The organism is Pseudomonas sp. A6 (assembly GCF_052367875.1).
GTDB lineage: Bacteria > Pseudomonadota > Gammaproteobacteria > Pseudomonadales > Pseudomonadaceae > Pseudomonas > Pseudomonas citronellolis.
On sequence record NZ_CP198970.1, the window covers coordinates 4473497 to 4487374 of the forward strand.

Sequence of the window (13878 nt, forward strand, 5' to 3'; positions counted from 1 at the left end):
GGGTCGTGGTGTGGCGGCGTACAACCGCGAACGGTTGTACGCCCTACGGTGCCATGGGTATCGCTCCGGCAGGTGGTTGGCGTCGCTGGGGACTCCTGTAGGGCGTATAACGCTCCGCGTTATACGCCGCTTGGCCGTGGCTCCAGGGCGCTTCGAGTCCAGCCCCGGAGCGGACGGTGGGTCGTGGTGTGGCGGCGTACAACCGCGAACGGTTGTACGCCCTACGGTGCCACGGGTATGGCTCCGGCAGGTGGTTGGCGTCGCTGGGACTCCTGTAGGGCGTATAACGCTCCGCGTTATACGCCGCTTGGCCGTGGCTCCGGGGCGCTTCTAATCCAGCCCCGGAGCGGGCGGTGGGTCATGGTGTGGCGGCGTACAACCGCGAACGGTTGTACGCCCTACGGTGCCGTGGGGTATCGCTCCAGCAACTGGTTGGCGAGGTGTTCCAGGTGTTCGTCGTCGAGGTGGTTGATGCCGGCTGCGCGGGCCCGTCCGCCGCCGGTGGGGAACGCGCGGCAGAAGGCGTCGGCCGGCAGTTCGGCGGCGGCCGGCACGCGCAGGCTGAACAGCCAGCCGCCGCCGGCCTTGGCGCTGAGCAGGCCGATGGCATGGCCCGGCGCGCGGCTGGCCAGCTGGTTGGCCAGCACCCCGCTCACCCGCCGCGCCCAGGCCTCGCCCGGCAGGCGGTAGAGCAATGCGCCCGGGCCTTCGCGCCAGGGGCGCTGGCCTTGCGCCAGGGCCATGTCGGCGGCGTAGCCGGCGCGCAGGGTGGCGAAGCTCGCGCTGTGGCGCACGAAGTCCAGCGGCTCGGCGTAGGGCCGCAGTTCCTCGGCCAGGGCCAGGGGCTCGAAGTGCAGGTCGGCCAGGCTTTCGCCGTAGGCGTTGTAGTTGAGCAGCAGGCCCAGTTCCTCCAGTGCCGCCACCTCCTCCGCCGCCAGGCCGTGGCGCTGCGCCAGGGCCCGCGCCGGGCCGGCCAGGCCGTCGCCGAAGGCTGCGGCCACCGCCCAGCGGTGGTGGCGGCCCTGCAAGTGGCGGTCGACCAGGATGCTGGTGCAGACGTCGGCGGCGGTATCGATGAAGGACTCGAAGGCCGGGTGCGCGGGCAGCTCGCCGGCGTGGTGATGGTCGAAGTAGCGCACGCGGGCGCCGGCCTGCAGCAGGCGCAGGGCGGGCTCGTGGTTCTGCGAGTGAGAAATGTCCAGCACGGTGACGCGCTCGCCGGGGCCGGCCTGCACCCGCTGCAGCAGGGCGATGTCGCGCTTCACCCCGCTGACCAGGCGCGGCGCCGCGCCCAGCTCGCCGGCCAGGCGCAGTTGCTGCAGGGCGCAGAGGCCGTCGGCGTCGCCATTGAAGGCGCAATGTTCGAGCATGCCGGCGCCCTCAGGCCATCAGCTCGCCGCCATTGGCGTCGAGCTGCGCGCCGTTGATCGCGCTGGCGTAGTCCGAGGCCAGGAACAGCGCGGCACGGGCGCATTCCTCGTCGCTGCGCATACGCCCGCCGGGGATGCCGGCGCTGAATTCGGCGCGCACCTGCTCCTCGCTCACGCCACGCGCGGCCGCCGTCTGGCGCACTACCGCCTGCACCGGCTCGCCCCACATCCAGCCGCAGGCCAGGGCGTTGACGCGCAGGCCGTGCACCGCCTGTTCGCTGGCGAGGTAGCGCACGCTCGCCGCCAGCGCGCCCTTGGAGGCGGAATAGGCGGCGCCGCCCTGGTAGGGCTTGCGCACGCCCAGGGTGTTGATCATGACGATGGCCCCGGCGCGCTGCGCCTGCATCGGCGGCAGCACCGCGCGGGTCATGTTCAGCGAGCCGAGCAGGTTGACCTCCAGGGCTTCGCGCAGCGGCGCGTTGTCGCCCTCCTCCACGGCCTGGAAGCCGCCGTGGGAGAAGGCGCTGTTGATCAGTGCGTCGATGCGCCCGAAGCGCGCCAGCGTGGCCTGGGCGAAGGCCTTGCAGGCCTCGGCGTCGGTGATGTCGGTGGCCAGGCGCAGCACCTGGCAGTCCGGCGCCAAGGCCTGGATGCGTTCTTGCGCCTCGGCCAGCCGCGCCTCGCTGCGCGCGCCTATGGCCAGGGCGCGGGCGCCTTCGCGGGCGGCCTCCAGGGCCAGCTTGATGCCCAGCCCCGGGCCGATGCCCGAGACCATCACGACCTTGTCCTTGAGCAGCATGTCTTTTCTCCTGTGAGCTTTTGTGGGGGCGGATTCAGGCGCCAAGGTGGCGCGCGCGGTATTCGGCGTAGTCGCGGCGCAGGCGCTCGTCGTCGAGGCCGAAGCGCTGGGCGTCGTACTGGTGGCTGGCGCGCTTCTCGCGGCCGTTCTCCGCCAGCCAGCGGGCCATGGCCGAGCGGGTGGCCGGGGTGAGCTCGAGGCCGGCGAAGCGGTAGATGCGCTCGACCACGGCGAGCGGATCGCCGAGGGTGTCCTCGAAGCGCACGTCGAGGAAGCGCCCCGCCGGCATGCCCTCGCGCACCGCCAGGGTGTGGCGCAGGGCCCGCGCCATGCGGCTGTTCCACTGCTCGCCGACGGCGCGCGGGTCGGCCGCGTCGCTGTACAGCTGCCAGAGCGTATGGATGAAGCTGGCCAGCGACGGGATGGTCTTGCCCGGCTCGCGGTGGGTGAGCACCACCTGGGCGCGCGGGAACACTTCGAACAGCAGTTCCAGGGTGTGCAGGTGCTGCGGGCTCTTCAGCAGCCAGCGGCGGCCGGGGGCGATGCCGCGGCGGGCCTGCTGCCATTGCAGGAACTGCAGGCTGCGCTTGAGGTAGCGGTAGACCTGGGCCTGGTCCTGGCGGTCGAGCCAGGCGGTGTAGCCCGGCACGTTGACGTAGGAGTCCATGGCGCAGAGGAAGGAGTGCTCCATGAGCATGAATTCCTCGTCGGGCTGCTCGGCGTCCAGCGGGTGGATGGCCAGCAGTTGCGGGAGGAACTCGACCATCCCCGCCACTTCCGCGCGGGCCCGCTCGATGCGCTGCGTCGGCCGCTCCACGGCCTCGCCGGGCAGCGGCGCCGGGTAGCGGGTTTCCCACCACTGCGCCTTGCTGAACTGCGCGTCCACCGCCAGGGTGCGCTGCAGCAGCGTGGTGCCGGTGCGCGGCAGGCCGACGATCACCAGCGGGTCGTCGATGGGCTGTTCGAGGATTTCCGGATGGCGCTTGCAGTAGTCCTCCAGCACCAGGCGGTTGACCAGTTGCGCCAGCAGCTTCTCGCGCAGCAGCACGCGGCCCTGCTCGGAAAGCCGGGCCTCGTCGCGCAGGGCCGTGGCCAGCACGTCCAGGGCCTCGCGGTAGTCGCCGGGGCCGAAGTCGTCGAGGCCGCCGGCGCGGGCGCTGGCTTCGGCCAGCAGGCAATGGGCGGAGAAGTCGTTCATGGCGCCAGTTCCTTCAGGTCGGTGAGCTTGACCACGCGGGTGCCCGGGTGCACCGGGCGCTGCGCGCCGACCCAGCGCAGGCAGAGGGTGCCGTGGGGGTGGCCGGCGGTTTCCAGCCAGTTGGGCAGGCCCGGGTCGCGGGCGCTGAGCACCAGGCGCACGCCGCCGTTGGCGTCCAGCTGCGCCGAGTGCTTGTTCAGGCAGATGCGGTGGTAGCGGTAGTCCAGCGACTCCATCCAGTAGTTGTTGATCTGCAGGTTCCAGAAGTCGCACTCGGGAACCTGTTCCACCTCGATCAGCAGCGCCTCGTCCTCGGCCAGCGCCCAGTACGAGTGGTAGTAGAAGATGTTCGGGTCGCCGCCCACCGCCTGGCACAGCGCCTGGTCCGCCGGCGGCAGCCGGTTGGCGTGGGCCTGGTAGCCCTGGGCCCAGTCGGCGAACAGCCGCGCGGTGTTCTCGACGAAGCCGGCGGCGCGCTGCAGGCCCTGCTGCAGGCGCTGCGGGTCCAGCGGCTGCGGTGCGCTGCCGGCGTCCAGGCGCTCGATGCGCAGCTGAGCCGGCTGCTCGCTGGCGCGGTCGAGGAAGGTCTGGCGGACGATCAGCGCATTGCTTTCCGGCTCCAGGCGCAGCCAGTTGCCGCTGGCCGGCGGCTGCTGGGAAAGGATCAGCTCGAAGCGACCGTCGGCGTCCAGCTGCAGTTGCCCGGCGTCGATGAAGCCGGTCTGGATCATCCTGCCGTCGGTCTCGTAGCCGCCCTTCTGGGTGCCGAAGCTGAGGTAGGCGACGCTGCCGCGGGTGCCGCTGACGCGGTAGCGCTGCGTGCCGTTGAGGCGGGCGTAGCGGTACAGGTTGTCGGGGTTGTCGGCGCCGATCTTGGCGGTCTCGTGGGACGGGGTGATGAAGCCGGGGAAGTCGGCGTCGGCGAACTCCAGGTGCATTTCCAGGGCGATGCGCAGCAGGCGCGTCAGGTAGCGGAAGCCTTCGGCGCGGGTCTGCGCGTCGGCCGGGGCCTCGGCGCGCAGTATCTGCTCGCCGCTGCGGCGCAGTTGCTCGCAGAAGCGCGTCCAGCTTTCGCCGCTGACAACCTCCTGCTCGATGGGGTCGGTGGGCATGTCGGTCTCCTCCAGTGGGCCTGGGCAGACCTTAGGGAGGAGCCGGCGGCGGATTCTTCGTCCGCTCGGACGAGGAGCGCGCCGGCGAATGCGCCGAGCATCGGGGCGAGCGCGCCGCGCGGTGCGGCGCACGCACCTGGAGCACACCCATGAGTACGCAGAAGAACCTGGTCCGCTCGCTGACCGTGGACATCGCAGCGCCGGCCGAACTGGTCTGGTCGGTGCTGGTCGACCTGCCCCGCTACCCGCAGTGGAACCCCTACACCGTCAAGGTCGAGTCGAGCCTGCGCCTGGGCGAGCCGGTGAACCTGTTCCTGCCCGATCCTTCCCGCCCCGGCGAGCTGCTGCACGTGGTCGAGCAGCTCGCCAGTTTCGAGCCGCCGCGCCTGCTGGCCTGGGAGATGCACGCCAGCGCCGGCAACCCGGACGCCGCGCGCCGCGAGCAGCTCATCGAGAAGACCGGCCCGCAGAGCTGCCGCTACCACACCACCGACCAGTTCCTCGGCGCCACCGCCGATGCGGTCATGGCCAACCACGGCGCCTGGGTCAAGCAGGGCTTCGACGCCGTGGCCCTGGCGCTGAAGACCCACGCCGAGGCGTTGCACGGGGCGGAGGGCTGAAACGGGCCGTCGCGGTTTTTTCGTCTGCTCGGACGAAGAAGCCGCGACGGCGCATTACCTACCGTGGCGCCATGCCGGAGAGAAGTCCGGCCGAACACGAGGAGGTAACCGATGTTGACTCATCTGCAATGGCTGGAAGCGGAAAGCATCCAGATCATCCGCGAAGTGGTGGCCGAGTGCGAAAACCCGGTGATGCTCTACTCCATCGGCAAGGACAGCGCGGTGATGCTGCGCCTGGCGATGAAGGCCTTCGCCCCCGGCAAGCCGCCCTTCCCCCTGCTGCACGTGGACACCACCTGGAAGTTCCGCGAGATGATCGCCTTCCGCGATGCGACCGCGCGGCGCCTGGGCCTGGAGCTGCTGGTGCACGTGAACCCGGAAGGCCTGGCGCGCGGCATCAACCCGTTCGACCACGGCTCGGCGCTGCACACCGACGTGTGGAAGACCCAGGGCCTGAAGCAGGCGCTGGACCAGTACGGCTTCGACGCGGCCTTCGGCGGCGCGCGGCGCGACGAGGAGAAGTCGCGGGCCAAGGAGCGGGTGTTCTCGATCCGCTCCGAGCAGCACCGCTGGGACCCCAAGCAGCAGCGCCCGGAACTCTGGCGCCTGTACAACACGCGCAAGCGCAAGGGCGAGAGCCTGCGGGTGTTCCCGCTGTCGAACTGGACCGAGCTGGACATCTGGCAATACATCTACCTGGAACAGATCCCCATCGTGCCGCTGTACTTCGCCGCCGAGCGCCCGGTGGTGCGCCGCGACGGCACCCTGATCATGGTCGACGACCCGCGCCTGCCGCTGCGCGCCGGGGAAACCCCGGAGCTGCGCAAGGTGCGCTTCCGCACCCTGGGCTGCTACCCGCTGACCGGCGCCATCGACAGCGACGCCGACGACCTGCCGGCGATCATCCGCGAGATGCTCGTCAGCCGCACCTCCGAACGCCAGGGCCGGCTGATCGACAGCGACTCGGCCGGCTCCATGGAGAAGAAGAAACAAGAGGGGTACTTCTGATGAACGCCATTCCCGCGGCCCTGGGCGACGACCTGCGCCCCTACCTGGAACAACAGCAGCACAAGCAGCTGCTGCGCTTCATCACCTGCGGCAGCGTCGACGACGGCAAGAGCACGCTGATCGGCCGCCTGCTCTACGAATCCAAGGTGCTGTTCGAGGACCAGCTCGGCCAGTTGGAGGCCGACTCGAAGAAGCTCGGCACCCAGGGCGAGGCACTGGACTTCGCCCTGCTGGTGGACGGCCTGGCCGCCGAGCGCGAACAGGGCATCACCATTGACGTGGCCTACCGCTTCTTCGCCACCGACAAGCGCAAGTTCATCGTCGCCGACACCCCCGGCCACGAGCAGTACACCCGCAACATGGTCACCGGCGCCTCCACCGCCGACCTCGCGGTGATCCTGGTCGACGCCCGCCAGGGCCTGCTGGTGCAGACGCGCCGGCACAGCTACCTGGTGTCGCTGCTGGGCATCCGCAAGGTGGTGCTGGCGGTGAACAAGCTGGACCTGATGGGCTACTCCCAGGAAGTGTTCGAGCGCATCGAGCGCGACTACCGCGCCTTCGCCGCGCAGATCGGCCTGGACGACATCCAGTGCATCCCGCTCTCGGCGCTGTGCGGCGACAACATGCTCGAACCCAGCCCGAACACGCCCTGGTACCAGGGCCCGAGCCTGCTGCAGCACCTGGAAAGCGTGCCCCTGGAGGAGTCGCGGCAGAGCAGCGCAGCCTTCCGCCTGCCGGTGCAGTGGGTGAACCGGCCGAACCTGGACTTCCGCGGCTACAGCGGCAACATCGCCGCCGGCAGCATCCGCGTCGGCGAGCGCATCCGCGCCCTGCCCTCGGGCAAGACCAGCGTGGTCAGCGGCATCCTCGGCGCCGCCGGCGAGCAGCAAGAGGCGGTCTGCGGCCAGGCGGTGACCCTCACCCTGGAAGACGAGATCGACATCAGCCGCGGCGACCTCATCGCCCTGGCCGACGCCCCGCCGGAGGTGGCCGACCAGTTCGAGGCCACCCTGGTGTGGATGGACGAGGACGCCCTGCTGCCGGGCCGCCCCTACCTGATGAAGATCGGCACCCGCACCCTGGGCATGAGCTGCACCGCCCTCAAGCACCGGGTCGACGTGAACAGCCTGGAGCACCTGGCCGCGCGCACCCTGGAGCTGAACGAGATCGGCGTGTGCAATCTCGACCTGGACCGCCCCATCGCCTTCGATGCCTACGCCGACAACCGCGACACCGGCGGCTTCATCGTCATCGACCGGCTGAGCAACCGCACGGTGGGCGCCGGCATGCTGCACTTCGCCCTGCGCCGCGCGCAGAACGTGCACTGGCAGGCCATCGACGTGAACCGTGACGCGCATTCCGCACTGAAGGGCCAGGCGCCTCGGGTGCTGTGGTTCACCGGGCTGTCCGGGGCCGGCAAGTCGACCATCGCCAACCTGGTGGAACGCCGGCTGCACGCCCTGGGCAGGCACACCTACCTGCTCGACGGCGACAACGTGCGCCACGGCCTGAACCGCGACCTGGGCTTCACCGAGGCCGACCGGGTGGAGAACATCCGCCGGGTGGCGGAGGTGGCGAAACTGATGCTCGATGCCGGGCTGATCACCCTGGTCTCGTTCATCTCGCCGTTCCGCGCCGAACGCGACATGGCCCGGGCGCTGGCCGGCGAAGGCAACTTCCTGGAGATCTTCGTCGATGCGCCGCTGAGCCTGGCGGAGCAGCGCGATCCCAAGGGGCTGTACCAGAAGGCCCGGCGCGGGGAGCTGAAGAACTTCACGGGTATCGACTCGCCCTACGAGGCGCCGGAGGCGCCGGATATCCATGTCGATACGCGGGTCGAGTCGGCGGAAGCGGCGGCGGAGCGGATAGTGGACGTGTTGCTGAGGGGGTAGGTTTGGTGGGATGCCGAGGCCCGCTCCCCTGCCCGGGGAGCGGGCCTTTGTTTTTCGTAGGAGCGAGCTTGCTCGCGAATGGTGTGTGCCTGGGGCTTTGGGGTTGGGCTTTGGAGCGCCCTCACCCTTCAGGGCGGGGCGCGCAGCCGAGGGCTGGGGAGAGGGGGCTCTCAGACCTGGCACCGATATTCCAGCCAGCAGCCGAGAATCGCGGACAGAGTCTCCTACGGTTCCAGGGAGCACGGCTTTTCGTAGGATGGCGTTGAGCGAAGCGATACCCATCACCACGACCGCATGGGTTTCGCCAAGGCTCAACCCATCCTACGAAAAGCGCCCCGGCGCAGCCGGCAAGACGTTGCTTCTACAGGGAAGCACCACCGTAGGAGCGGGCCCTGCCCGCGATTCGCGCGCAGGGCGCGCTCCTACATGGGAATGACCTACCCCAACGCCATCTCCCGCAACGCCGCCTTGGTCACCTTCCCTGCGGCATTCAGCGGCAGCGCGTCCAGCACCATCGCGCGGCGGGGCGCCTTGTAGTTGGCCATGCGCTCGCGGCACCAGGCGAGGAAGGCGTCGAGGTCTATCGCCTGGCCCGGGGCCGGCAGCAGGAAGGCCATGGCCACCTCGCCCAGGCGCTCGTCGGGGATGCCGACCACCGCCGCCTGGGCCACGCCCGGGTAGGCCAGGATGGCCTGCTCGATCTCCGCCGGGTACACGTTGAAGCCGCCGTTGATGAACATGTCCTTGAGGCGGTCGGTGATGCGCAGGTAGCCGCGCTCGTCGAGCACGCCGACGTCGCCCGTGTGCAGCCAGCCCTCGGCGTCTATCGCCTCGGCGGTAGCCTCGGGGTTGTTGAAGTAGCCGCGCATCAGGTTGTAGCCGCGCACCACCACCTCGCCCGGCTGCCCCGCCGGCACCGATTGGCCGAGGGCATCCACGCAGCGCACTTCCACCTCGGGGAAGGCGCGGCCGCTGGTGGTGGCGATGGTTTCTGCGTCGTCGCCGGGGCGGCAGATGGTGACGAAGCCGCAGGTCTCGGTGAGGCCGTAGGCGGTGACTATGGTCTGGAAGCCCAGCTCGCTGCGCATGCGCCGGACCATTTCCACCGGCACCGAGGCGGCGCCGGTGACGGCCACGCGCAGGGAGCCCAGGTCATGCTCGCCGCGCTGCGGATGGGCCAGCAGCGATTGATAGAGAGTCGGCGGACCGGGCAGCACGGTGACGCGCTCGCGCTCGATGCGCTGCAACAACAGCGGCACGTCGAACACCGGCTGCGGCAGGATGCAGCAGCCGCGCATCAGCGCCGCCAGCCAGCCGGCCTTGTAGCCGAAGCTGTGGAAGAACGGGTTGACGATCAGGTAGCGGTCGCCCTGGCGCAGGCCGACCATCTCGCTCCAGTCGCGCACCAGGCGCAGGTTCTGGCCGTGGGCGGTCATCACGCCCTTGGGCTTGCCGGTGGTGCCGGAGGTGAACAGCAGGTCGCACAGGTCCTCGGCGGTCAGCGTCGCCTCGCGCTCCTCCAGCTGCGCCTCGCTCACCTGCCCGGCCAGGGCCAGGAAGGCCTCCCAGCCCAGGCAGCCGTCGCGCTCGCCGCGCAGTATCACCCGGTGACGCAGCGCCGGCAGCGCTTCGCCGGCGAGCTGCGCCGGGTAGTCGGTGCCGAGGAATTCGCCGATGACGAACAGCGCGCTGGCGCCGCTTTCGCGCAGCACCAGGCCGGCCTCGGCGCCCTTCATGCGGGTGTTCAGCGGCACCAGCACGGCGCCCACGCTCTGCAGCGCGGTGGCCGCGACTATCCATTCCCAGAGGTTCGGCGCCCACAATGCCACCCGCTCGCCATGGCCGACGCCCAGCGCCAGCAGCGCCCGCGCGGCGCGGCGGCGCAGGCCGTCGAGCTGGCGGTAGCTCAGGTGGGTGGCGCCGTCCTCGATGGCCGGCTGGTCGCCATGGGCCGCCGCCGCGGCGGCCAACAGCTGGGGAATGGTCGGGGCGCAGAGCACAGGGGTCATGGCGGGTAACTCGCGAGCGAAAGCGGAAAAGGGCCGGCGCGCCGCCGGCCCGCTGGCGGCAGGCTCAGGCCTGCGGCGGGGCGAAGCGGCGGCCGGCGGAGAAGCCGCCGTCGACGGCGATCATCTGCCCGCTGACGAAAGAGGCGTCGTCCGAGGCCAGGAACAGCGCGACCTTGGCCACCTCCTCCGGCTGCCCGGCGCGGCACAGCATGTGCTGCGAGGCGAAGAAGGCGTGGAAGGCCTCCTGCTCGCGGACCATCTGCGTCATCGGCGTCTCGATCAGTCCCGGGCAGAGGCCGTTGACGCGCACGTTGGCGTGGCCGTAGTCGATGGCCATGGAGCGCGTCAGCTGGTTGATGCCGCCCTTGGCCACGTTGTAGGCGGTGTTGCCGTCGCAGCCCTGCAGGCCGAAGATCGAGCCGATGTTGATGATCGAGCCGCCGCGCTGGGCGACCATCTGCGGCAGGGCGTGCTTGCTGGTGAGCATGCTGCCGGTGAGGTTGATGTCCAGCACCCGCTGCCATTCGCTGGTGGGCGAGCTGGTGACGCTGCCCTGGCTGGCCACGCCGGCGGCGTTGACCAGCACGTCGAGGCGGCCGTGGCGCGCGACGACCTCGCCCATCACCTGCTGCACGTTGGCTTCGTCGCGCACGTCCAGGGCCATGAACAGCCCGGGGAACTCCGCCGGCGCCTGGCCCACGTCCAGCCCCACCACCTGCGCGCCCTCTTCGGCGAAGCAGCGGGCGCAGGCCAGTCCGATTCCCGATGCCGCGCCGGTGACCACCGCGACCTTGCCTTGCAGTCGATTCATTCGCACACCTCTGCTTGTTGTTGTCGGTTTGCCGTGCGCCGGAGTCTAGCGGGGCCCCGGCGGCCGGAGATCGTCCGATGGGACTAGCCGGCACGCAAGGGGCGGCGACCGTTCGGCGAAGGGCGCTGGCTATTTTCGCCACATGGCGGTAACTTTCCGCCATATGGCAAAAACCAGGAGTGCCCGCGCCATGAGCCTCGGCAACGACAACCGCTATCGCCTCCCCCAGGACCCGGACCAGCCGCTGCGCCTGCTCTACGGTGACAAGGGGCCGCACGCCAGCAGCGTGTTCGAGGTGCACGAGATGATCGAGCGCGGCCTGCCGTCGGACGTGGTGATCGCCTTCGCCGAATCCATGGAGCTGGACCGGCAGGCCTTCATCAAGCTCATCGGCATGTCCGAGCGCACCCTGCAGCGCCGCCTCAAGCACCCCGAGCCGCTGTCCGCCGAGCAGAGCAGCAGCGCCTGGCGCCTGGCCAAGGTGCTCAGCCGCGCCGAGGAAGTGCTAGGCTCGCGCCGCGCCGCGGTGGACTGGCTGATGGCCCCGGCCCTGGGCCTGGAAGGCCATGCGCCGGTCGACCTGCTGACCACCCAGGTCGGCTTCGAACTGGTGGACGACTTCCTCACCCGCCTGGACTACGGGGTCTACTGATGCAGCCACTGCCAGGGACCGGCGAGCTGTACCTCTGGCGCCTGGACCGGCGCGAACATGCCGACGGCTGGGACAGCGGCATCGGCGCCGAACTGGCCGGCGGGCGCTGGAACTCCAAGGGCGTGCGCGCCGTGTACGCCAGCGCGGACGCCGCCACGGCCATTCTCGAGGTAGCGGTGCACAAGGGCTTCCCCGCGCTGGACCGGGTGCCCCACGTGCTGACCTGCGCACGCATCCTCGACCCCGCCCGGGTGCTGCGCGTGGAGCCGGGCAGCCTGCCGAACCGCAACTGGCTGGTGCCCGGCATCCCCAGCCACGGCCAGCAGGTGTTCGGCAACGAACTGCTCGCCGCCCACCCGTTCATCCTCATCCCCTCGGCGGTGGTGCCGCACGGCTGGAACCTGCTGCTCAGCCCGGCCCTGGCCAAGGGCGCCTACGAGCTGGTCAGCCAGGAGGCCTTCGCCCTGGACACCCGGCTCAACCCGCCGGCGCCCTGAAAAAAGAGCCCGGCCGAAGCCGGGCTGCAACGGGGCGGCACAGCCCCACACTCGAGAACGACCTCTTCAATCCGGGAAGCGCACCCGCACCTCGCGGCTGCCGGCGCGGCCCTGGCAGGCGAGGGTCCAGCCCTCGGCCAGCTCGGCGGCGCTGAGCACGTCGTTGCGCGGCAGCAGCACCTCGCCCTGCTCCACCTTGCACATGCAGGCGCCGCAGTAGCCTTCCTCGCAGGAAGCCGGCGGCGCCAGCCCGGCCTTGCGGCAACTTTCCAGCAGCGTCTCGCCCGGCGCGCAGGGCACCTGGTGCTCGGCGCCGTCCAGGGCCACCACCAGGCTTTCCACGGCAACACCGCCATCGGGCAGTTCGACGGCCGCCTGCTCGTCCGCATCCGGCGGCGAGACGAAGCGCTCGACGTGGATGCGCCCCGGCTCGACGCCGGCCTGCAGCAAGGTGCCTTCCACCGTGTCCATGAATGGCCCCGGCCCGCAGATGAAGCATTCGGCGTGTTCCCAGCCGCGCAGCAGGTGGCGCACGTCGCTGGCGGCGAGAAAGCCCTGCAACTCATCCAGCACGTGGATCACCTGCAGCCGCTCGCCGTATTCGCGCACCAGTTCGCGCAGGGCCTCGCGGAAGATCACCGAGGCCGCGTCGCGGTTGGCATATACCAGGCGGATGCGGCAGGCGCGGCTAGCCAGCGCCTCGCGCAGGATGGAGAACACCGGGGTGATGCCCGAGCCGCCGCCGAACAGCAGCAGGTCACGCTCGTCGCTGCCCAGGTGGAAGTGCCCGGCCGGCGGCAGCACTTCCAGTTCGTCGCCGGCGCGCACGCTGTCGTTCATCCAGTTCGACACCCGGCCGCCGGCGACGCGCTTGACGGTGACCCGCAGCGCGTCGTCCAGGCCCGGGGTGCTGGACATGGAATAGCAGCGGCTCAGGCGCTTGCCGTCGACCAGCACGCGGAAGCCGAGGAACTGCCCGGCGCGGTAGTGGAAACGCCCGGCCAGCTCCGCCGGCACGCGCAGCACCAGCGAGCGCGCGTCGGCGGTTTCCTCGATCACCTCGGCGACCGCCAGGCGGAAACTGCCGCCGGCGGTCGGCGCCTGCGGCGCCAGGGTCTGCGCACTGCCCATCGCCATGCTCCGTTCAGATGCCGCTGATCAGCTGGGCGTTGTCCACGCGGATCTCGGCGCCGTTGATGAAGCGCGACTCGTCCGAGGCGAGGAACAGCACCACGCTGGCGATGTCCCGCGGGGCGCACATGCGGTTCATGGGGTCGGCGTCGAGCACTTCCTGCGGGATCGGCTGGCCGCCGGCCAGGGCCTGGGTCATGGGGGTGTTGACGCCGTCCGGGTGCACGCTGTTGCAGCGGATGCGGTAGCCCTGCTGCTTGCAGTGCAGGGCGATGGAGCGGGTCATGGCCGCCACCGCGCCCTTGGACGCGGAGTAGGCGCAGAAGGCCGGCATGCCGCCCAGGGCCGCCACCGAGGACATGTTGACGATGGAGCCGCCGCCGCTCTCCTTCATCGCCGCGATGGCGTACTTGCAGCCGAGGAAGTAGCCCTCGCCATTGATGGTCTGCACCTTGCGCCACAGCTCCAGGCTGGTGTCCTCGATGCTGGCCATGGCCAGGATGGCGGCATTGTTGACCAGCACGTCGAGGCGGCCGAAGCGCTCCAGGGTGGTCTTCACCACGTGCTGCCAGTCGCTTTCGCTGGCGATGTCGTGGCGGATGAACAGCGCCTGCTCGCCGATCTCGGCGGCCAGGGCGCGGCCGGCTTCCTCGTTGAGGTCGCTGAGCACCACGCGGGCGCCCTCCGCGGCCAGCAGCAGGGCGTCCTCGCGGCCGATGCCGCTGGCCGCGCCGGTGACGATGCAGACCTTGCCTTGTACTCGGTTCATGCTTGTTTTC

At 70.3% G+C, this 13878-nt stretch carries 13 protein-coding genes; 5 read left to right on the forward strand and 8 right to left on the reverse strand.

Annotated features, from left to right (window positions below; all coding sequences use genetic code 11):
- Nucleotides 1-398: 398 nt before the first annotated feature.
- Genes ACTWJ5_RS19670 through ACTWJ5_RS19685 form a run of 4 tightly spaced genes read right to left on the reverse strand, consistent with a single transcriptional unit; the run spans nt 399 to nt 4479 of the window.
- Nucleotides 399-1370: an acetyltransferase gene (locus tag ACTWJ5_RS19670; protein ID WP_253390640.1), complete on the reverse strand. Its 972-nt coding sequence runs from the start codon at nt 1368-1370 to the stop codon at nt 399-401.
- Nucleotides 1371-1380: 10 nt separating this feature from the next.
- A complete protein-coding gene (locus ACTWJ5_RS19675; protein WP_074981661.1) occupies nt 1381-2169 on the reverse strand; it encodes an SDR family oxidoreductase in 789 nt (262 codons plus the stop codon).
- Between the two features lie 34 nt (nt 2170-2203).
- Nucleotides 2204-3367 (reverse strand): sulfotransferase family protein, encoded by a 1164-nt coding sequence (locus ACTWJ5_RS19680; RefSeq protein WP_444436357.1) that lies wholly within the window; start codon nt 3365-3367, stop codon nt 2204-2206.
- Nucleotides 3364-4479, reverse strand: a complete 1116-nt coding sequence (locus tag ACTWJ5_RS19685; protein ID WP_253407229.1) for a DUF1214 domain-containing protein — start codon at nt 4477-4479, stop codon at nt 3364-3366. The genes ACTWJ5_RS19680 and ACTWJ5_RS19685 overlap by 4 nt, the downstream gene beginning before the upstream one ends.
- A 149-nt stretch (nt 4480-4628) precedes the next feature.
- Between ACTWJ5_RS19685 and ACTWJ5_RS19690 the strand changes: the two genes are divergently transcribed.
- The 3 genes from ACTWJ5_RS19690 (at nt 4629) to cysN (ending at nt 7999) form a co-directional block, all read left to right on the forward strand.
- Entirely contained in the window at nt 4629-5099 is a 471-nt protein-coding gene (locus ACTWJ5_RS19690) for an SRPBCC domain-containing protein (protein ID WP_444436358.1), read from the forward strand.
- A 111-nt stretch (nt 5100-5210) separates the two neighbouring features.
- Nucleotides 5211-6107: a sulfate adenylyltransferase subunit CysD gene (gene cysD / locus ACTWJ5_RS19695; RefSeq protein ID WP_074981652.1), complete on the forward strand. Its 897-nt coding sequence runs from the start codon at nt 5211-5213 to the stop codon at nt 6105-6107.
- Nucleotides 6107-7999 (forward strand): sulfate adenylyltransferase subunit CysN, encoded by a 1893-nt coding sequence (gene cysN / locus ACTWJ5_RS19700; RefSeq protein ID WP_444436359.1) that lies wholly within the window; start codon nt 6107-6109, stop codon nt 7997-7999. Before cysD ends, cysN begins: the two co-directional genes overlap by 1 nt.
- A gap of 437 nt (nt 8000-8436) precedes the next feature.
- Here cysN and ACTWJ5_RS19705 read toward each other — a convergent pair whose 3' ends face one another.
- Together ACTWJ5_RS19705 and ACTWJ5_RS19710 are read right to left on the reverse strand one after the other, a co-directional pair.
- Nucleotides 8437-10008 (reverse strand): FadD3 family acyl-CoA ligase, encoded by a 1572-nt coding sequence (locus tag ACTWJ5_RS19705; RefSeq protein ID WP_444436360.1) that lies wholly within the window; start codon nt 10006-10008, stop codon nt 8437-8439.
- 64 nt (nt 10009-10072) lie between these two features.
- The gene (locus tag ACTWJ5_RS19710; protein WP_074981645.1) at nt 10073-10819 is read right to left on the reverse strand and encodes an SDR family NAD(P)-dependent oxidoreductase; all 747 of its coding nucleotides are present in this window, start codon (nt 10817-10819) and stop codon (nt 10073-10075) included.
- A 190-nt stretch (nt 10820-11009) separates the two neighbouring features.
- On the opposite strand from ACTWJ5_RS19710, the gene parS reads away from it, so the two are divergent.
- Together parS and ACTWJ5_RS19720 are read left to right on the forward strand one after the other, a co-directional pair.
- A complete protein-coding gene (gene parS, locus ACTWJ5_RS19715) occupies nt 11010-11471 on the forward strand; it encodes a type II RES/Xre toxin-antitoxin system antitoxin (RefSeq protein ID WP_074981643.1) in 462 nt (153 codons plus the stop codon).
- Entirely contained in the window at nt 11471-11968 is a 498-nt protein-coding gene (locus ACTWJ5_RS19720; protein ID WP_116425018.1) for an RES family NAD+ phosphorylase, read from the forward strand. The genes parS and ACTWJ5_RS19720 overlap by 1 nt, the downstream gene beginning before the upstream one ends.
- A 66-nt stretch (nt 11969-12034) precedes the next feature.
- Here the strand turns inward: ACTWJ5_RS19720 and ACTWJ5_RS19725 are convergent, their stop codons facing one another.
- Complete coding sequence (locus ACTWJ5_RS19725; RefSeq protein WP_444436361.1) at nt 12035-13099, reverse strand: 2Fe-2S iron-sulfur cluster-binding protein; 1065 nt, start codon at nt 13097-13099, stop codon at nt 12035-12037.
- A 13-nt stretch (nt 13100-13112) separates the two neighbouring features.
- Entirely contained in the window at nt 13113-13868 is a 756-nt protein-coding gene (locus tag ACTWJ5_RS19730) for a glucose 1-dehydrogenase (protein ID WP_074981637.1), read from the reverse strand.
- Nucleotides 13869-13878 lie beyond the last annotated feature (10 nt).